13 protein-coding genes are annotated in these 19,504 nt (G+C 70.0%); 7 read left to right on the top strand and 6 right to left on the bottom strand.

Features of this window, described 5'->3' with window-relative positions:
• Positions 1-74: 74 nt before the first annotated feature.
• The 3 genes from FZ025_RS18510 to FZ025_RS18500 are packed head-to-tail and all read right to left on the bottom strand — an operon-like array spanning position 75 to position 7,794.
• A complete protein-coding gene (locus FZ025_RS18510; protein WP_046981015.1) occupies positions 75-3,161 on the bottom strand; it encodes an efflux RND transporter permease subunit in 3,087 nt (1,028 codons plus the stop codon).
• Positions 3,158-6,670: an efflux RND transporter permease subunit gene (locus FZ025_RS18505; RefSeq protein ID WP_167523890.1), complete on the bottom strand. Its 3,513-nt coding sequence runs from the start codon at positions 6,668-6,670 to the stop codon at positions 3,158-3,160. The genes FZ025_RS18510 and FZ025_RS18505 overlap by 4 nt, the downstream gene beginning before the upstream one ends.
• Positions 6,670-7,794: an efflux RND transporter periplasmic adaptor subunit gene (locus FZ025_RS18500; protein WP_104558692.1), complete on the bottom strand. Its 1,125-nt coding sequence runs from the start codon at positions 7,792-7,794 to the stop codon at positions 6,670-6,672. The genes FZ025_RS18505 and FZ025_RS18500 overlap by 1 nt, the downstream gene beginning before the upstream one ends.
• 218 nt (positions 7,795-8,012) lie before the next feature.
• Between FZ025_RS18500 and FZ025_RS18495 the strand changes: the two genes are divergently transcribed.
• Together FZ025_RS18495 and FZ025_RS18490 are read left to right on the top strand one after the other, a co-directional pair.
• On the top strand, positions 8,013-8,390 hold the full coding sequence (locus FZ025_RS18495; protein WP_158185596.1) for a c-type cytochrome: 378 nt from the start codon (positions 8,013-8,015) through the stop codon (positions 8,388-8,390).
• A 7-nt stretch (positions 8,391-8,397) separates the two neighbouring features.
• Positions 8,398-8,859: a c-type cytochrome gene (locus FZ025_RS18490; protein ID WP_104558690.1), complete on the top strand. Its 462-nt coding sequence runs from the start codon at positions 8,398-8,400 to the stop codon at positions 8,857-8,859.
• A gap of 123 nt (positions 8,860-8,982) precedes the next feature.
• Here FZ025_RS18490 and FZ025_RS18485 read toward each other — a convergent pair whose 3' ends face one another.
• On the bottom strand, positions 8,983-10,662 hold the full coding sequence (locus FZ025_RS18485; RefSeq protein ID WP_104558689.1) for a transmembrane repetitive protein: 1,680 nt from the start codon (positions 10,660-10,662) through the stop codon (positions 8,983-8,985).
• Between the two features lie 16 nt (positions 10,663-10,678).
• Positions 10,679-11,275: an NfuA family Fe-S biogenesis protein gene (locus FZ025_RS18480; protein WP_003468698.1), complete on the bottom strand. Its 597-nt coding sequence runs from the start codon at positions 11,273-11,275 to the stop codon at positions 10,679-10,681.
• A 91-nt stretch (positions 11,276-11,366) separates the two neighbouring features.
• Between FZ025_RS18480 and FZ025_RS18475 the strand changes: the two genes are divergently transcribed.
• The 4 genes from FZ025_RS18475 to FZ025_RS18460 all read left to right on the top strand — a co-directional run bounded on the left by FZ025_RS18475 (position 11,367) and on the right by FZ025_RS18460 (position 14,353).
• Positions 11,367-11,708, top strand: a complete 342-nt coding sequence (locus tag FZ025_RS18475) for a 4a-hydroxytetrahydrobiopterin dehydratase (protein WP_046979477.1) — start codon at positions 11,367-11,369, stop codon at positions 11,706-11,708.
• A 5-nt stretch (positions 11,709-11,713) separates the two neighbouring features.
• On the top strand, positions 11,714-12,157 hold the full coding sequence (locus FZ025_RS18470) for an energy transducer TonB (protein WP_244292402.1): 444 nt from the start codon (positions 11,714-11,716) through the stop codon (positions 12,155-12,157).
• Positions 12,158-12,234: 77 nt separating this feature from the next.
• Positions 12,235-12,441 carry a hypothetical protein gene (locus tag FZ025_RS22955; protein ID WP_046979476.1) on the top strand — a complete coding sequence of 69 codons (207 nt, stop codon included), beginning with the start codon at positions 12,235-12,237 and terminating at the stop codon, positions 12,439-12,441.
• Positions 12,442-12,571: 130 nt separating this feature from the next.
• Entirely contained in the window at positions 12,572-14,353 is a 1,782-nt protein-coding gene (locus tag FZ025_RS18460) for a DUF3300 domain-containing protein (protein ID WP_104558688.1), read from the top strand.
• 49 nt (positions 14,354-14,402) lie between these two features.
• Here the strand turns inward: FZ025_RS18460 and FZ025_RS18455 are convergent, their stop codons facing one another.
• The gene (locus tag FZ025_RS18455) at positions 14,403-15,395 is read right to left on the bottom strand and encodes an RluA family pseudouridine synthase (RefSeq protein ID WP_046978831.1); all 993 of its coding nucleotides are present in this window, start codon (positions 15,393-15,395) and stop codon (positions 14,403-14,405) included.
• A 394-nt stretch (positions 15,396-15,789) separates the two neighbouring features.
• Between FZ025_RS18455 and FZ025_RS18450 the strand changes: the two genes are divergently transcribed.
• The gene (locus tag FZ025_RS18450; RefSeq protein ID WP_104558687.1) at positions 15,790-19,329 is read left to right on the top strand and encodes an Rne/Rng family ribonuclease; all 3,540 of its coding nucleotides are present in this window, start codon (positions 15,790-15,792) and stop codon (positions 19,327-19,329) included.
• The last annotated feature ends 175 nt before the right edge of the window (positions 19,330-19,504 follow it).

Below are 19,504 nucleotides of genomic sequence, written 5' to 3'. Positions count from 1 at the left end.
CCCCGACGCTCTATCGGGCTGGAGCCCCTCCCACAAATCTTTCTGCGCGATGCGGCGCGCGCGCGTCGCCTGCGTCAGGACACCACCGGTGCCGGCACGCCGCGGCCGCCGCGGGCGCGGCGCACCAGGTGCGCCACACCGCCGCTGAGGTCGTCGAGGAGCGCGTAGATGGTCGGCAGGAACAGCAGGCTGACCACGGTGGAGAACGCCAGGCCGCCGGCGATCGCGCGCGCCATCGGGTAGTAGGCCGGGCCGTCGCCGAACATCTGCGTGGTGGTCAGCGAGATCGGCACCATCGCCAGGATCGCGGTGCCCATGGTCATCATGATCGGCCGCAAGCGCTCGCGCGAGCCTTCCACCAGCGCCTCGGTGCGGCCCATTCCGCGCCGGCGCAGATTGTTGATGTGCTCGATCATCACGATGCCGTTGTTCACCACCACGCCCATCAGCACCAGGATGCCGATGAAGGCCATGATCCCGAAGTTGGTGCCGGTGATCCAGAACAGCCAGAACACGCCGAAGATCGAGAACAGCACGCCGCTCATGATCGCCGCCGGGAACAGCAGCGATTCGAACACCGCGGCCATCACCACGTAGATCATCAGCAGCGCGATCAGCAGGTTGAACAGCATCTGCTGGCCGGCCTTGTCCTCGTCCTGGCCGTCGGCGCCGTCGAAACTGTAGTGGTAGCCGGCCGGGAAGCTGACGCCTTTCAGCGTGTCCTGCATCGCCTGCTTGGCCTCGGCCGGGGTGACCTTGACCCCGAGATTGGCGGTGATGCTCAGCGTGGTCTGGCGGTTGGTGCGCCCGATCTGGGTCGCCGCCGGCCGCGTCTGCACGTCGACCAGGCTCAGCAGCGGCACGCTGCGCCCGTCCTTGGTGCGCACGTTGAAGCTGTCCAGGTCTTCGGGCGTGGTTTCCTCGGCGCCGGCGAAGCGGACCCACACCGGCACCTCGTTGTCGCCGCGGCGGAACTCGCGCAGCGAGGCGCCGCGCAGCGCCAGGCCGACGAAGCTGGCGACCTGCTCGGCGTTGAAGCCGAACGCCGATGCGCGCTCGCGATCCACGCGCACCGCCAGCTCGGTGGTGCGCTCGCCGGTGTCCACGCGCACGTCGCGCAGTTCCTTGCGCCGCGCCAGCAGCGGCACCACGTCGTCGGCGATGGCGCGCAGCGTCTGCGTGGAATCGCCGACCAGTTGCACCTGCACGCTCTGCGCGCCGCTGCCGCCGCCCTGCCCGTTGTCGTTGCTGCCGACGCTGTAATCGGCCAGCGCCGAGCGCGGCAGTTCCTTGCGGATCTGCTCGATCAGCGCCGGCAGGTCGCGCACTTTTTTCAGATCCAGGGTCAGCGTGGTGCTGCTGCCTTCCACTTCGCTGAACCACGAATACACCTGGGTGACGTGATAGCGCTGGCGGCGCGCGTCGATGAAGCGTTCGAGCTTGGCGACCTCGGTGGACAACTGCTCGCGCGTATACGACCCCTTCCACTGGTAGCCGATGAAGATCTGTTCGCCGCCGTCGCCGCCGAACATGTCCTTCTTGGTCTGCAGCATCGGCACCACGCTGAGCGCGGTGATCAGCGCGATCGCGGCGACGCTGCAGCCGCGATGGGCCAGCGACCAGCGCAGCACGCGGGCGTAGCGGCGCTGCAGGCGCGGGATCAGGCCGCGCTCGGAGCGGACCAGCGCCGGCGTGCGCATGCGCGCGGACAGCATCGGGATCAGGCTCACCGCCACCAGCCACGAGGCCAGCAGCGACACCGAGATGGTGATCGCGATCTGCGCCATGAAGATGCTGATGTTGTTGGTCTCGCCGAACAGGTTCGGCACGAACACGATGCAATGGCACAGGGTGCCGGCCGACAGCGCGATGGCGACGTTGCGGGTGCCGACGATCGAGGCCAGCTGCGGCTGCTCCGGCATGCGCTCGCGTTCCTGGTAGATGCTCTCCACCACCACCACCGCGTTGTCCACCAGCATGCCCACCGCCAGCAGCAGGCCCATCATGGTCAGGATGTTGAGGGTGACGCCGGCGAAATACATGAAGCCCAGGGTGATGGTGAAGCAGATCGGGATCGCCAGGGTCACCATCAGCGTCGACGGCCAATGGCGCAGGAAGAAGAACAGCACGGTCACCGACAGCAGCAGGCCGACCGCGCCGGCCTCGGCCAGTTCGCTCAGCGAGGAGGTCACCGCCTTGCCCTGGTTGTCGATGACCTTGACCTGCACGTCGCTGAGCGCCGGCTGGGTGCGGATCTGTTCGACCTCGGCCAGCACCGCGCGCGACACCTCGACCAGGTTGGCGCTGCGCTCCTTGTAGATATCCAGGCCCACCGCCGGGCGCCCGTCCAGGCGCCGGCCGTAGTTCATCCGGGTCGGCTTCAGGCGGATGTCGGCGATGTCGCCCAGGCGCAGGCCCTTGGTGTCGATGACCAGGTCGCGCAGTTCCTGCAGGTCGCGCAGCTCGCCGACCGGCTGCACCCGCAGGCGCTGGCCCTGGTCGTCGATCTGCCCGGCCGACAGCGAGAAATTGAGCTTGCCCAGGCGCTCGCTGAGATCGTTGAGGCTGAGGTTGTGCGCGCTGAGCCGGTCCGGCGCGATCGCGATCTCCACTTCGTTCGGCGGCGCGCCGGATACTTCCACCTTGGCCACGCCGGGGATGCGTTCCAGGCGCCGCTTGAACTCGCGGTCGAGCATGTCGTAGGCGCCGGTCAGGTCGGCGGCGCCGGCCAGGCGCACCTTCAGCACCGGCTCGTCGCTGCTGGACCACTTGAACACGTGGTAGCGCTGCAGGTCGGTGGGCAGGTCGGCGCGGATCGCGTCGATGCGCTCGCGCGCGTCGGAGGCGGCGATGGCGATGTCGCGATCCCAATCGGAGAACTCGATGAAGATGTTGGCGCCGTCGGCGGTCGCGGTCGAGCGCATGCGCTTGATCCCGGTCATCGTCGCCAGCGCTTCCTCGGTCGGCCGCACCAGGTTGCGCTCGACCTCGTCGGGGGTCGAGCCGGTGTACGGCAACTGCACGAACAGGAACGGCGCGGAGATGTCCGGCAGCGCCTCCAGCGGCAGCCGGAACGCCGCGATCAGGCCGACCACCACCAGCGACACGAAGCACATGATGGTGGTGATCGGGCGGCGGATGCTGAACTCGGCGACGCTCATGCCGGTTCACCCGCGCCGGTGCCGTGGCCGGGTCCTTGCAGGCGCCGCCGCGCGCGCTGACCGCGCTCGGCGTAATAGCCGTCGGCGCGGCGATCCAGGCGGTCGTAGACCACCGGGATCACCACCAGCGTGAGCAGCGTGGACACCAGCAGGCCGCCGATCACGGTGATCGCCATCGGCGCGCGCACTTCGGCGCCCTCGCCCGCCGCCACCGCCAGCGGCAGGAAGCCGAACAGCGTGCACAGCGTGGTCATGATGATCGGACGCAGGCGCGAGCGTGCGCCCTCGATCAGCGCCTCGCGCTTGGCCACGCCCTCCTCGCGCAGCTGGTTGACCTTGTCGATCAGGATGATCGCGTTCTTGGTCACCAGCCCGACCAGCAGGATCAGGCCGATGAACACCACCACCGACACCGGCTTGCCGGTCAGCAGCAGCGCCAGCACCGCACCGACCATCGCCAGCGGGATGGTGAACAAAATCACGAACGGATGCAGCAGCGATTCGAACTGCGAGGCCATCACCAGGTACACCAGGAAGATCGCCAGGCCGAACGCGAACAGCAGCGACTTGGCCGACTGCGCCAGTTCCTCGCCCTGCCCGCCGATGTGCATGCCGACGCCGGCGCCGAGCGGCGCGCGCGCGACCATGTCCTGCACCTCGCGCACCGCGCCGCCCAGGTCGATGTCGCGCAGGTTGGCCGACACGATCGCCACGCGGATCTGGTCGGCGCGGTGGATCTCGCTGGGCCCGGTGGTGGCGACCACGTCGGCGACCGCATCCAGCGTCACCGGCTTGCTGCTGCCGGGATTGACGATCAGCCGGCGGATGCTGTCGACGCTGGCGCGGTCGCTCTGCTGCGCGCGCACCAGCACGTCGATCTTGCGGTCGCGGAAGCTGTAGCGGGTGGCGACGTCGCCGCGCACCTTCTTCACCACCACATCGGCGATCTGCCGCGTGGTCAGGCCCAGCGCACCGGCACGCTCCTGGTCGAAGCGGATCTGGATTTCCGGGAAGCCCTCTTCCACCGTCGATTTCACGTCGGCGTAGTGGCCGTTGCCGCGCAGCATCGCGGTCAGCTTCTGCCCGGCGTGCTGGATGGTCTCCAGGTCCTGCCCGCGCAGCTCGATTTCCAGCGGCGTGGAAAAGCTGAACAGCTCCGGGCGGCTGAAACCGACCTGCACGCCCGGGTGCTTGCGCATCGTCGCGCGCATGCGGTCGCTCTGCTGCGCCTCGAACTGCGCGCTGCCGCCGCCGGCCATGGCGATGGTCAGCTTGCCGATGTTCTCGCCGCTTTCGGTGGGGCTGGCATCGAGCCGGGTGCCGCTGCCGCTGACGCCATACAGCGCCTGCACGCCGGCGTCCTTGCCGTGGGTTTCCTGCAGTTCGCGCACCAGCGCATCGGTCTGCCGCAACGGCGTGCCGGCCGGCAGTTTCACCGTCATCTCGAAGCGGTCCTGCGCCAATTGCGGGATCAGGTCGGCGCCGAGCATCGGCACCACCGCCAAGGTCGCCGCGAACGCCAGCGCGGCCAGGCCCAGCACCTGCCACGGCCGCGCCAACGCGCCCGGCAGCAACCGCAGATAACCGCGTTCGGCGCGCGCATACGGTGCCATCGCCAGGTCGCTGGCCTTGCGCATCGCCGGCGCGATCACCGCCACGCCGCCACGCCACAACCGCACCACCAGCCACGCTGCGGCGAAGAACGCGCCGCGCACCGCCGCGGCGGCGCCGCGCCGGCTCCACGCCACCGGCTTCAGCCAGCCGCGCTGCGGCTGCCATTGCGGCTGCTCGGGTTCGGCCGGGAACGCCAGCGGCGGGCGTCCCTTCAGCGAACTGAGCATCGGGATCAGGGTCATCGACACCACCAGCGAGATCGCGATGGCGATCGCCACGGTCAAGGCCTGGTCGCGGAACAACTGCCCGGCCACGCCCTCGACGAACACCAGCGGCAGGAACACCGCGATCGTGGTCAGGGTCGAGGCGACCACCGCCATGCTCACCTCGCGGGTGCCGGCGATCGCCGCATCGAGAATGCTCAGGCCGCGTTCGCGCGCCTTGGCGATGCTCTCCAGCACCACGATCGAATCGTCCACCACCAGCCCGGTGGCCAGCGCCAGTCCACCCAGCGACATCACGTTCAAGCTCAGCCCGAGCTGGCCCATGAAGAAGAACGTGGCCACGATCGACACCGGCAGCGACAGGCTGATCACGAACGTGCTCCAGCCATCGCGCAGGAACAGGAAGATGATCAGGATCGCCAGCAGGCCGCCGATCACCGCGTCCTTCTTGACGTCGCCGATGGCGTGCTCGATGAAGCGCGACTGGTCTTCCAGCGTGGTCAGTTCCACGTCCGGCGGGATCTGCGTCTGCAGCTGTTCCAGGCGCTTGCGCAGCGCTGCCGCGGTGGACACGGTGTTGGCGTCGCCTTCCTTGTAGATCGCCAGTTCCACCGCTTCCTTGCCGCCCAGGCGGATGATCGCCTCGCGCTCCTTGTAGCCCTGCCGCACCTGCGCCACGTCCTTCAACCGCACCGGCATGCCATTGGCGATGGTGGTGGTGGAACTGGACGAGGCGCTCTGCGCCGCCGAGGCCGCGGCCAGCGCCGCTTCCGAACCGCTCGAGGCGGCGATCGCGTACATCTGCTGCATCGCCGCGTCGGCGGCGCTGCTGCCCGCGCCCTGGGTGGTCAGCAGCAGGTTGCGGATCTCGTCCAGGTCGGCGAACTGGTTGACCGTGCGCACCAGGTAGCGCTGCGCGCCCTGTTCCAGGCGCCCGCCGGAGATGTTGATGTTCTCTTCCTTGAGCCGGGTGATGACGTTATCGATCGGCAGGCTCAGCTGCGCCAGCCGCTGCTGGTCGATATCGACCTGGATCTCGTCTTCCAGTCCGCCGCCGACCTTGACCGCGGCCACGCCGGCCACCGGCTCCAGCTTCTTCTTCAGATCCTCGTCGGCATAGCGGCGCAACTGGGTCAGCGCGCCCACCGCATCGGCGTCGCTGGCCGGGGTCGCCTTGCTCGCCAGCACCAGGCGCATGATCGGTTCGGTGGAGGGATTGAAACGCAGCAGCACCGGCGCCTTGGCTTCCAGCGGCAGTTCCAGCGCCTCCATCTTGTCGCGCACTTCCAGGCTGGCCTGGTCCATGTTGGTGCCCCAGGCGAACTCCAGCACCACGTCGCTCTGCCCGGTGCGCGACACCGACTTGAGCTTGCGCAGGTTCTTGACCACGCCGACCGCTTCCTCGACCGGCTCGGTCACCAGCGTCTCGATCTCCGACGGCGCCGCACCGGTGTACTCGGTGCGCACGGTCAGGGTCGGATAGCTCAGATCGGGCAGCAGGTTGACCTTGAGGCTGTTCAGCGCGATCACGCCGAACAGCAGCAGCGTCACCGTGGCCATCGCGATGGTGACGCGGCGGCGCGTGGCGAATTCGACCAGTCCGCCGCCGCGGATGCCCGCGGGCGAGTGTTCGTGCGGATCGCTGCCGTGATCGGAACCGGCGCTGGTCATCAGTGCGCTCCGACCGCGGTGCCGCCACCGACCGCGGCGACCTCGCGCTGCGGCGCGATCACCTGCACGCGGCTGCCGTCGCGCAAGGCGACCTTGCCGGCGGTGACCACCTGGTCGCCGGGCTGCAGGCCGTCGCGGATCTCCACCCACGGGCCTTCGGAATAGCCCAGCTTGACCGGCACCCGGGTGACCTTGCCGGCGCTGACCCGGAACACCGCCGGCTCGCCGTCGTCGAGCAGCGCCAGGCGCGGCACCACCAGCGCATCGGCGCGCTGGTCGTAGTCGATGCGGATGCGCCCGAACATGCCCGGTTGCAAGGCCTCGGCACCCTCCTCGAAGGCGCACACCACGCGGAACGTGCCGCTGCCCGAATCCACCACCGGCGCGATGCGATCGACCTTACCCAGGTATTGCTTGCCCGGCAGCGCATCGGCCAGCAGCGTCACCGGCTGCCCGGCCTTGAGCGTGGCCAGCTCGCGCTCGGGCACATTGAGCGTGGCTTCCAGGCGCGAGTCGTCGACGATGCGGAAGATCGGCGTGTTGATCTGCACGAAGTTGCCGGTCTTGATCGAGCGCGACGCGATCACCCCGGAGATCGGCGCGACCACCGTCGCATAGGACAGTTCCAGCGAGGCCAGCTGATGCTGCGCGCGCACGTTGGCCAGGTCGTACTTGATCTGGTCGACATCGGCGGCGCTGACCAGTTGCTGGCCGACCAATTGCTCCGAGCGCCGGTAGTTGTTCTCCAGCTTGCGCAGCTGCGCCTCGCTCTGCGCCACCGCCAGCCGCGCGCGGTCCGGGTCCAGCCGCACCAGCGGCTGCCCGGCGCGGACCTGCTGGCCTTCCTCGGCCAGCACCGCCAGCGCCACCCCGGAGGTCTTGGCCACCACCTGCGATTCGGCGCGCGCCTCCAGCGCCGCGGTGCCGCTGTAGCTGGCCGCCACCGCGCGCCGGCTGGCCTTGGCCACCTCGACCGGCACCGCGTCCGGCGCCTTCTCGGCCTCCTTGGCCTTGGCCTGCGCATCGCCGGCCGCCGGCTTGCAGCCGCCGAGCAGGAGGGTGGAGGTGATCAACAGCGCGGCGGCGCAGCTGGCGGTGCGTCGGCGCGTGGAATATCGCGTCATCGTCGTGTCCCTGGTGGATGGCGTGAATGGTGTTGTAGGTAAGTAGATCACCTGATGACGCCCAGGTGAATGAGCCAAAGGTCATGGTGACGCGCTGCGTGTCCGCAGCAAGGATCCGGAGGCCTGTTTCGGAGCCGCGAAAGGCCAGGCTATACTCGGGTCGTTCCGTGTTCCCCCCACGCCGGAACGCCCAGTCCCGTCCTCCGGACCACGAACCCATGCGCACGCAGCCGCTAGCCGCTTGTTTTGCTTTGGCCGTACTCGTTTTTCTCGGGGTCGCCCCGGTAGCGCAGACCGTGCCGGCGCCCGCCCCAGCCGTCGCTCCGGCAGCGTCCGCCCCCGCCGCCGGCAATGCCGGCAACGGCAGGCTGCTGACTTATACCTGCCAGGGCTGTCACGGCGTCACCGGCTACAAGAATGCCTATCCGAGCTACCGCATTCCCAAGATCGGCGGCCAGTCGGCGCAGTACCTGACCCAGGCGCTGACCGAATACCGGCTCGGCAAGCGCAAGCACCCGACCATGCAGGCCCAGGCGGAGAGCTTTTCCGACCAGGATATCGCCGACATCGCCGCTTACCTGACCACCCTCAAGTAGCCATCCCATGCCGAAAGCCGCGCACGCCCTGCGTCCCGCCATCGCCCTGCTTGCTGCCCTGTGCCTGGGGGCGTGTTCGCAATCGCAGGTGGAATCCACCAGCCAGTCCGCCGGCGATCCCGGCCACGCCAGTGGCGAACATGGGTCCGGCTCGTCCGCCGGCCTGCCGAGCGGGCGCATCGCCGCCGGCGAGAAGCTGGCCCACGCCAAGGGCAAGGCCACCGGGCAGAGCTGCATCGACTGCCACGGCGCCGACGGCAACGCGCCGATCGACCCGAGCTATCCCAAGCTCGGCGGCCAATACGGCGACTACGTCGCGCATGCGCTACAGGCCTACCGCGCCGGCGATCGCCAGCATCCGCTGATGACCCCGCAGGCGACGCCGCTCGGCGACCAGGACATCGCCGACCTGGCGGCGTACTTCGGATCGCGCGCCACGCAGCTGCGCGACCTGCACGATCCAAAGTGATCGCGAGTACGGCGCATTGCCGTATACCCGGCAGTGCTGCGCCCAGAGCACTCCCGGTCCAGATGCTGGCACTGGATGGCGTTGCCCCACGTGTAGAAAAACGCTCTGGGGCGGCGTCTTCGCCTACTTCACGCTGCCGTTGTCTTCCTGCAGGCCCGGCTTGAACGGCACCGCCGGCGGCGGTCGCGTGCCGGCGGGCTGGTCGTTGAGATTCGGATCGGTGATGCCGCAGCCGCCGCCCAGCTGCAGGATCGAGACCACGCAGGAAATGCTGCTGGTGGTGCCGGGAATCGGGATGTCGACGGTCTTGATGCCGCGCCGCACCCACTCTTCCAGCAGCGTCGCGTTCGGCAGCCAATACTTGTCGAACGAGGTCGGCTTGTAGTCGTAGGGCGGACGCTTGAGCCACTGGCCGGCATTGGCGATCTGATCGCGCGACCAGCTGTCGGTCTCGGTGCCGGGCGCGCCGCGCGGCGGCGCCTTGCCCTGCTCTTCGCCGCCGGGCACGCGCACGCTGCCATCGGCGTTGAACACGCCATTGCGCTGGCTGGCACCGGCATCGCCGGCGCGGTTGCGCGCCGCGGCACCCCAGTCGTCGCCGCGCTGCGGCGTCGCCCAGCCGCCATCGTGCGCGACCGTGGCCGGGCCGCTGCCGGGCGCGGCCGACTGGCTGCCGGGCGGCGCAGCGCCGCTGCCGGACGGCGTCCGGGTCTCGGCCGTGCCCTGCGCCGCGGCGCTGGACGCGGTCGTGGCCTGCGCCGGAGCCGCAGTCGCGCTTGCGGTGGCGGCCGATGGCTCGGCAGCCGGCGTCGCCGCGGTGGCGGGCGTCGGCAGTTCGATCTGCCGCACCTGCGGCGGCTCCGGCGTGCGCAGCGTCGGTGCGGGATCGCGCGCGCGGATCTGCGGGATCTGCACCTGGACCTGCGGCAGCGGCGCCGGCACTTCGCGCTCGCGCACCTGCAGTTGCGGTTCCGGCGCGCGCGGCACCGGCACTTCGCGCGGACGGATCTGCGCCACCGCGGGAACCTCGGTGACCATCTCGACCTCGCGCTCGGTCACCTGCACGCTGGGCGGCGCGATCGCGCGCGGGGTCAGCGTCGGTTCGCGCACGCTGGGCGGCGGCAGCACGAAATCGCGGCTCGGCTGTTCGGTTTCGGTGACCTGCAGCGGCTGCTCCGGCGGTGGTGATGGCGGGTTGGACTCGGCCTGTGCGGGCGCGGCGCTCGCCGCCGGCGTAGCGGAGGCCGCACGCGCGGCGGCCATGGCGGCCGTCTGCGCGGCGGCAGTCGTGGCGGCCTGTTGCGCCGCACGTGCCGCCGCGGCCTGCTGCGCAGCGGCCGCGGCGTCTTGCGCCGCTGCGCCGCCACCGGTCTCGGCCGGCGTGCCGCGGCCGACGAATTCCACCTGCACGCGCCCGGCCTCGCCCACGTCCGGGCGCGGCGGCAACCAGCGCACGAAGGCGACCCACAGCAGGAACAGCGCGAACAGCAGATGCAAGGCCAGGCTGACCAGCGCCGCGATCCGCCGCCACCAGCGCTGGTCGTACGGTGCCGGATCCCAGTGCTGCCACCACAGCCGGCGGAACGCCTGCCATGGACTCAGTGCGGACAGCCGCGAGGTCGGCGCCGGCACCGCCTGCGGCAGCGCCGCGATCAGCTCACTGGAGACGAACGGGCGCGGCACGGCCGGCTGCGAAGAAATCCAGTGCGCCCAGCCGTACGGCAGGCCGGTGCGGCGATCGCGCAGCAGCTTGCGCGGCGAGCGCGCCAACAGCGCGGCGAGGATGTCGGCGGCGCGCGTCACCGGCGTGGCGGAGGAATCAGGCTGCGGAATCGCGCGGGATATACGGGGCGCTGCCGCTGTCGTGGTCGGTGGCGTCGCGCACGGCGGTGATGCCCGGCACGCGTCCCATCAGCGTCTTCTCGATGCCCTGCTTCAGGGTCACGTCGGCCATGCCGCAGCCGTGGCAGCCGCCGCCGAAGCGCAGCAGCACCACGCCCTCGGCCGACACTTCCTGCACCGCCACGCGGCCGCCGTGCTGGGCCAACTGCGGATTGACCTCGTTCTCGACCACCCAGCGCACCCGCTCGACCAGCGAAGCAGCCTCGCCCGGCGCCTCGCCCTTGATCTTCGGCGCCTTGATCGTCAACTGCTGGCCGGTACCCTGGGTGACGTAGTCGATCTCGGCGCCGTCCAGCCAGCCGACGCTGTCGGCGGCCACATACAAGGTGAAGCCGGCGCAGTCGATCGCCCATTCGTCGCCGGCCAGGTCCGCCGGTTCGGCGAACTCCAGCCGCGCGTCGGCGCGCGCGGTGCCGGGATCGACCGCGCTCAGGCGCACGCCCATGCCGGGCACGGCCTCGCGTTCGAGCAGTTTGCGGAAATGGGTCTGCGCGTTGTCGGAGATCTGGATCATGCGGTTATTCTAGCGCTTCCACGCGAATGGCTCATCGCGAACTTTCCCCATCGGCGGCGCGTTCAGCCGCCCCGCCGCGGAGGCTCCAAGAATGAACGACCTGATCCCGCTCGCACAGGCCCATTGCGCGCCCTGCAAGGGCAGCGACTACAAGCTCACCCAGGCGCGCCTGGCCGAATTGCTGCCGCAGGTGGCCGGCTGGGAGCTGGTCGAGAATGGCATGGCGATCAGCCGCACGTTCCGCTTCCCCGACTACTACCGCACGCTGGCGTTCGTGAACGCGCTGGCCTGGATCGCGCACCGCGAAGACCACCACCCCGACCTGGGCGTGCACTATGACCGCGTGGTGGTGCGCTATTCCACCCACGACGTCGGCGGCCTCAGCGAAAACGACTTCATCTGCGCCGCCAAGGCGTCTGCCCTTCCGGAATGAACCCCATGCCCGTCGTTTCCCAGCGTTGCATTCTCTTCCCGCCGTTCGCCGGCCTCGCTGCCGCGTTGCTGCTCGGCGGCTGCGGCAAGTCCGAACAAGCGCAGACCCAGAGCGTGGCGGCCGCGCCGACCGAGGTCGCCGCGGTGCAGACCCCGCCGCCTGAGTATCCGATCGAACTGGCCTGCGCCGGGCTCGGCGGCAAGGCGGTACTGAGCGTGGTGATCGGCGTGCAGGGCAAGCCCACCGATGTGCAGTTGGTCAGCAGCAGCGGCCAGCCCACGCTCGACGCGTCGGCGCAGCAGCGCGTGCGCGAGTGGATCTTCAAGCCGGCCACGCGCAATGGCCAGGCGGTGCCGCGCACGATCCAGGTGCCGGTCACCTTCAACCCGCCGCAACCGCGGCCGGACCGCTGCTTCGCGCTCGACGCGCAGGCGCACCACTCCGGCTGAGTGCGGCCCGCAAGCCGCTCCCGAACCCACCGCCAGCCGCGGCGGTGCGTGTCGCTGACCGAGCTCCTCGGCAAGTCGTGGCGATCGACCGGCTGGTGCCCAATCCACACAAAAGCCTCAACGCCCAGGACCCGCTGTTGCGCACCGACAACCGCGCCTGCATCAAGCGCATCGGCCTGCTGACCACGTATGCCAAAGGCCACGAGACCGTGTACGGGCTGGTCGCCGGCATGGTTACGCTGGCGCTGAGCCTGGTGCTGTTGCGCCTGTCCACCACGCCCTGAGTCGGCGGCGGCAACCTGTCTGAACGGACGCTGGCGCAACCGTGTTGCGGCGCTTCGCAGAAAGCTTGCAGACATGCAACACAGAGCATCCTGCGCGCATCTTCCGAACGCCATGTCGAAAAGGTGCCGCATGGATATCCGCTCCCTGCCATCAACGAAATTGGCGCTGGCGCTGGTCACCGCCGCGAGCATGCTGGCGCTGAGCGCGTGCCAGCAGCAACCGGCGGCAGCACCGGCCCCGGCCCCGGCCCCGGCCGCAGCGACCGCCGCCGTACCCGCGCCCGCCCCCTACGTGCCGCCCAGCGCCGAGCAGTTGTACAAGCTGGTGGCGCCGATCGCGCTGTTCCCCGACAAGCTGCTGGCGCAGACCTTGGCCGCCTCGGTGTATCCGGACCAGGTCGGCGACGCCCAGGGCTGGCTGCGCAGCAACAGCGGCCTGGCCGCGACCGATCGCCTGAAGGCGGCGGCGGCGCAGCCATGGGATCCCAGCGTCAAGGCGCTGACCGCATTTCCCGACGTGATCGACCAGCTGGCCAGCAACGGCGACTGGACCCGTGCGCTCGGCGATGCCTATGCGCACGACCCCAACGAAGTCCTCGACGCGATCCAGGTCATGCGCGGGCGCGCGCAGGCGCAGGGCCACCTGCGCAGCACGCCACAGCAACGGGTGCAGGTGACGCAACGCACGGTGGTGGAACCGGCCTATGCCGACGAGCGGATCCCGCCGCCGCGCCAGACCATCGTCATCGAACCGGCGCAGCCGGATGTCGTCTATGTGCCGCGCTACGATCCGGACGTGGTCTACGGCGCACCGGTCGACGTCTACCGCGAGTATCGCTACCGCCCGCGGTACTACAGCGAAGGCGATCTGGTCACCGCCGGCATCATCTCCTTCGGCGTCGGTGTGCTGGTCGGCGACGCGCTGGAGCACCGCTACCACGGCCCGATGGGCTGGCTGGAACCGGAACCGGCCTGGCACCCCTGGGGCTGGAACAGCTGGGGCATGAACTGGAACGCCCAGTCCTTGGCGCCGCACTACGTGGTCTACCAGAACCGCGTCTATGCGCCGCGTACCACCATCGTCAACAACATCACCAACAACCGGATCGATGCGCGCAGCTTCGTGCACAACGACAACCGCAGCTTTGCGCAGCAGGCGGCGCTGGCCCCGATGGCGGGCGCCGCTGCGGCCGCGGCGATGGCGCCGCGTTTCGCCCAGAACGCGCATGCGCCCGCCGCGCAGCAATTCGCGACCGCCCCGCCACCGCGCCGCGCGGCCGACTACGCGCAGCTGTCGACGCCGCATTTCAGCGAACGCATGTTGCAGCCGGGTCGCCCGGTCGCGGCGAACGCGCCGCAGCGGCCGCCGGTGCCAGGGTTGGGCGCACCGAATGCAGCGGGCGCCATGCGCGATGCGCGAGCGCAGCTGCCATTGGCGCAAGCGCCGCACGCACCATCGCCGCATGCGCCGACACCCAGGTTCGCGGCCGATCCGCGGCGCGCACTGCCGGTCGCGAACGCCGCCGCGCTGCAGCAGCGGCGCGACATGCTGCAGCTAGCGCACGCCAACGCGCCGCAGCCGGCCGGGAATTTCCAGGCAGCGCACCGGGAAGATCCGCGCGCGCAAGCCAGGTTTACCCAACCCGAGCCGCCACGGCCGGCACCGCATCAGTTCGCCGCATTCAATGCCCAGCAGCAGGCCGCGCATCGAGAGGCGCCGATGCGGGAGTTCCCTGAGCGTGTTCAGGCCATGCCACGCCCCGAACAGCGGCCGCCGATGCAGGAGCAGCGCATGGCCAGGATCGCGCCGCCGCGTCCGCCGGCCGAGCCGCGCCCGGCCACGCGTCCGCCGCAAGCCCACTCCGATCCGCACCACAACCACGACCGCGACCGCGACAAGCACACCGGGTAAGCGTCGTCGGCCGGGCGACCGCACCGCCGTCGCTCGGCTGCGCCGCCGTTCAGCCGCCCAGGCGGTTCAGCGCCTCGGCCAGCTCGTCGGCCAGCGGCGCATTCAATAGATAGGGCGTCTTGCCGCCGTCGAGGCTGAATTCCAGCGAGGCGGCATGCAGGAACAGGCGCTTGAGCCCGATCTGCTCGCGCAGGCGCTTGTTGACCGCCGCATCGCCGTACTTGTCGTCGCCGGCCACCGCATGCCCGAGGTGCTGCGCATGCACCCGGATCTGGTGGGTGCGGCCGGTCTCGATCCGCACCTCGCAATAGGAATGCCCGCCGCGCCGCTCCAGCACCCGGAAATGGCTCAGCGATGCCTTGCCGGCCGCGTTCACCTGCACATGGCGCTCGCCGCCTTGGCGCAGGCCGATGTGCAACGGCGCATCCACGCTCATCACCCCGTCGGGCATGCGCCCGACCAGCAGGGTCAGGTAGCGCTTGCTGATGCCGCGGCCCTCGACCCGGTCGTCCTCGCGCATCAGCGCCTGCATCTCGGTCAGCGCCGAGCGCTTCTTGGCCACGATCAGCAGCCCGGAGGTATCGCGGTCGAGCCGGTGCACCAGTTCCAGGGTCTGGTTCGGGCGCAGGGCGCGCAAGGTCTCGATCGCGCCGAAGCTGATCCCGCTGCCGCCATGGCTGGCCACCCCGGAGGGCTTGTTCAGCGCCAGCAACCGCGCGTCTTCGTAAACGATCGCCGCCTCCAGCCGGGCCATGAACGCGTCCGGCGGCGCGGTCTTCTCGCCCTCCTCGTGCAGCTTCAGCGGCGGGATGCGCACCTCGTCGCCGGCCTCCAGCTTGCGCTCGGGCTTGGTGCGGCCGCCGTTGACCCGGACCTGGCCGCTGCGCATCAGCTTGTAGATCAGGCTGCGCGGGGCGCCCTTGAGCTGGCCGAGCAGGAAATTGTCTACGCGCTGTCCGGCCCTATCTTCCGGGACCTTGAGAATGCGCACCGCGCTGGTCGCGACGTCGCGCGGCTTGGGAGGGATCGGGGGGGAAGTCATCAGGCGGTTTATTCTGTTACACTCGGGGGGCGAGATAAGGGTTTGATTTCGTTGAAAGTTAGCGCAGGGCCAGAAGCCCGGCTTGCGACGATTCCGGCACAGTGCGCGACCACCGCCCCCGGGGCGGCCATGTTAGCGGCTCACCGGCCTGCCCGGCCATCGCCGGACGCCACAAGCGTCCGCGCTGAACATGCCCCGTGCGGCGCCCAGCCTGGCTGGAGTCGCCGCCGGTCCTGAACCACCTAAAAGAAAGAAGCGCTCCCGCGGCTCGCCGTGGTGTCGTAGCGCTGGAAACCCAAGCCGCCCTCCCCGCGCCTGCGCGATGGGCGGCGAAGCGTGACCAGAAGCGAAACCCCATGGCGTTCCGCGCGGTAGCAGCGCGAGGAACGCAACAATGAAGCGAATGCTGATCAACGCCACGCAGGCGGAAGAACTGCGTGTGGCCATCGTGGACGGCCAGACCCTGTACGACATCGATATCGAGCAACCGTCCAAGGAACAGAAGAAGTCCAACATCTACAAGGGCCGCATCACGCGGCTCGAACCCTCGCTCGAAGCCGCCTTCGTCGAATACGGCGGCGAGCGCCACGGCTTCCTGCCGCTGAAGGAAATCTCCCGCGATTACTTCCAGGCCGGCGTCGACCACAACAAGGCGACGATCCGCGAACTGCTGCGCGAGGGCCAGGAGGTGGTGGTCCAGGTGGACAAGGAAGAACGCGGCAACAAGGGCGCCGCACTGACCACGTTCATCTCCCTGGCCGGCCGCTACATGGTGCTGATGCCGAACTCGCCCAGCGCCGGCGGCGTCTCGCGCCGGATCGAGGGCGAGGACCGCGCCGCGCTGAAGGAAGCGCTGGACAAGCTGAACATCCCCGACGACATGGGCGTGATCATCCGCACCGCCGGCGTCGGCCGCGATGCCGAAGAGCTGCAGTGGGACCTGGACTACCTGCTGCAGGTATGGAAGTCGATCGCCGAGGCCGCGCTGGCCAAGCCGGCACCGTTCCTGATCTACCAGGAATCGCGGCTGATCATCCGCGCCCTGCGCGACTACCTGCGCGCCGACATCGGCGAGATCCTGGTCGATACCGTCGAGATGTACGGCGATGCCCAGGAGTTCATGCAGCAGGTGATGCCGCAGAGCCTGCGCAAGCTCAAGCACTACACCGACGACATCCCGCTGTTCAACCGCTTCCAGATCGAATCGCAGATCGAGGCGGCCTACGAGCGCAGCGTGCGCCTACCCTCCGGCGGCTCGATCGTGGTCGACCAGACCGAGGCGCTGACCGCGGTGGACGTCAACTCCTCGCGCGCGACCAAAGGCAGCGACATCGAGGACACCGCGTTCCAGACCAACCTGGAGGCCGCCGAAGAGGTGGCCCGCCAGCTGCGCCTGCGCGACCTCGGCGGCCTGGTGGTCATCGACTTCATCGACATGGCCTCCAACAAGCACCAGCGCGAAGTCGAGAACCGCCTGCAGAACGCGCTCAAGTACGACCGCGCGCGGGTGCAGATCGGCCGCATCTCGCGCTTCGGCCTGCTCGAGATGAGCCGCCAGCGCCTGCGCCCGTCGCTGGGCGAGTCCAGCCAGATCGTGTGCCCGCGCTGCGACGGCCATGGCCGCATGCGCAGCGTCGAGTCGATGTCGCTGTCGATCATCCGCGTGGCCGAAGAGCACGCGATGAAGGAGAACACCGGACAGGTACTGGTGCAGGCCCCGGTGGAGATCGCCAACTACCTGCTCAACGAGAAGCGCCGCGCGCTCAGCGAGATCGAGAAGCGCCACGACGCGCCGATCGTCATCGTCGCCGACGAACAGCTGCACACCCCGCACTACGAAGTGACCCGCCTGCGCGAGAACGAGCTCGGCGAGGAAAGCGCCAAGCCCAGCTACCAGCGCAACACCCCGCGCAAGCTGCCGGTGCATGCGCTGACCAAGGCGCAGCTGAACATTCCGGCGCCGGCGGTGACCAATGTGAAGCACTCGCAGCCGGCGCCGGTGCGCGAAGTGGTCGAGGTGCCCGAACCGGTCGCCGCGCCCGTGCAGATCCAGGCCGCGGCGCCCGCCCCGGTCGCGGCCCCGGCCCCGACCACCGGCGTGGTCGGCTGGCTGAAGCGGATCTTCGGTGCCGGCGAAAGCACGGCCCCGGCTCCGGCCGCGAGCGAGCCGGCGCAGCGCCAGCGCGCCCACGACGGCAATCGCAACCGCAACGATCGTGGCGACCGCAACGCGCGCCGCGACGGCAACCGCAACGGCGGCCAGGGTGGCAATGGCGGCAACGCCGCGCGCGGCAACGGCGGCAACCTGCGCCGCGACGAGCGCCGTCCCGGCAACGGCGGCAGCAACCCGCAGGGCGGCCAGCAGAACCTCGCGGCCAAGCCGCCGCGCAACGAGCAGGCGCCGCAGCAGGTCAAGCCGCAGCAGAACCCGCCGCCGCCGCCGAAGGTGCCGAAGCAGCCGCAGCCGCAGAACCCGCCGCGTCAGCCCAAGCCGCAGCAGGAGCCGGCGCAGGCCGCGCTGCAGAGCGACAAGCCGCAGCGCCAGCCGCGCCAGGACGAGGTCGCCGCCAAGCCGGCCACGGCAGCAGCCGCCGCAGCAACCCAGGACGCCACCACGCTCGCGGCTGCCACCGTGGCCGCTGGTGCCGCCGCGCTGAGCAGCGATGCACCGGCCAGCGAGGTCGACAGCGCCGCGCCGGCGCCGGCCGCACCGCAGCCGAGCGTGGCGCAGGCGAGCATCGATGAACGCGAGAGCGTCGCGGAAACCGCGCAGGCCGTTCCGGCCGGCGAGAACGGCGACGCCGACGACGCCAATGGCGAGGCCGGCGGCCGCCGCCGTCGCGGCCGTCGCGGCGGCCGTCGCCGTCGTCGCGGCAATGGCGAAGCCGGCAGCGGCGGCGAAGGCGCAGCGTTCGACGACATCGAACTGGATGCCGGCGACAGCGACGGCGAAACCGCGCCGGCGCCGAGCCGCAGCCAGCCGGAATTCGATTTCGTCGACGATGCCTCCCCGGCCGAAGCCACCGAAACCACCGAAGCCAAGCCACAGCAGGCACCGCGCGCGGCGCGGGAAAAGCGCGAGCCGCGTCCGCCGCGGCACGAGCAGGCTGCTGCCGCGCAGACGCCTGCCGCTGCTGCGCCCTCAGTACCGGAAGCCGAAACCGGCCCCGCCGCAGCGCAAGCTGCGCCGGTTGCCGCAGCCGCGGTCGCAGCGACCGCAACGGCGCCTGCGGTTGCCGAGTCGGCACCGGCACCGGTCGCTACAGCGCCTGCGCAAGCAGCGCCGCCGGTAGCGGCTGCGCCCTTGCCGCCAGCCAACGGCGTGCCTGCCGCGCAGGTCGAGGCAGTGCCTGCAGAAGAACCTGCTCGGCCGTTCGTCGCCGGGCCGGCAGCGTCCGACACGCCGCCGCTGGCGACAATCGAAGCCGCGCGGCAACCGACGACCCCGACGCCAATCGTCGAACGGCCTGCTCCGATCGCCGCAGCGACGCCAGCGGCGGAAACGAAAACGGAAACTGCAGCGGCACCGCTCGCAGCAGTTGAGGAACCTGCAACGCCGTCCCCGGTGGTTGCCGAGCCGCAGCAAGCAGCCGCTCCGGCAGCGCAACCGATCGCCGAGGAAGAAGCGCCCGGCAAACCGGCCTACGTGCCGGTACAGACCACGCTGCTGGACGCCTTCCACGAGGAGCCGGCGGCCGAACCGACGCCGCTACACGCGCCGGTTGCAGCAGTCCCGGTGTCGAACGGCACCGGGAGCAGCAGCGCCGGCACTGCCGAACCGGCAGCGGCCGCTGCGGCCGGCAACGGCCTGTTCGATGCGCCGCCTGCACCGCCGGCGGATGCGCCGGTCGCCGTCGCCCAGCATCAGCTGCACGCCAAATCCGGCGAGGGCGAGAGCGACGACGACAAGGGGCACAAGGAACGCGCCAGCTGATCCGGCGCCCGTTCCTTGCAGCAGAAGAAAAGCGGCCTTCGGGCCGCTTTTTTTGTCTGCCACTGGCGAGCCTTGCAGCTTTTGCGCCGCGTGATGCGGAGGTGGTCCGGACGCGAATCCTTGTCTGCGCAACGCAGGAATCGGGCTCCGCACGCAGCCGGACTGCGGACACCCC

Origin of the sequence: Xanthomonas hyacinthi (genome assembly GCF_009769165.1) — a bacterium.
Classification (GTDB): domain Bacteria; phylum Pseudomonadota; class Gammaproteobacteria; order Xanthomonadales; family Xanthomonadaceae; genus Xanthomonas_A; species Xanthomonas_A hyacinthi.
The sequence above is the reverse complement of the archived record's forward strand: the minus strand, read 5'-3'. Positions and strand labels throughout refer to the sequence as shown.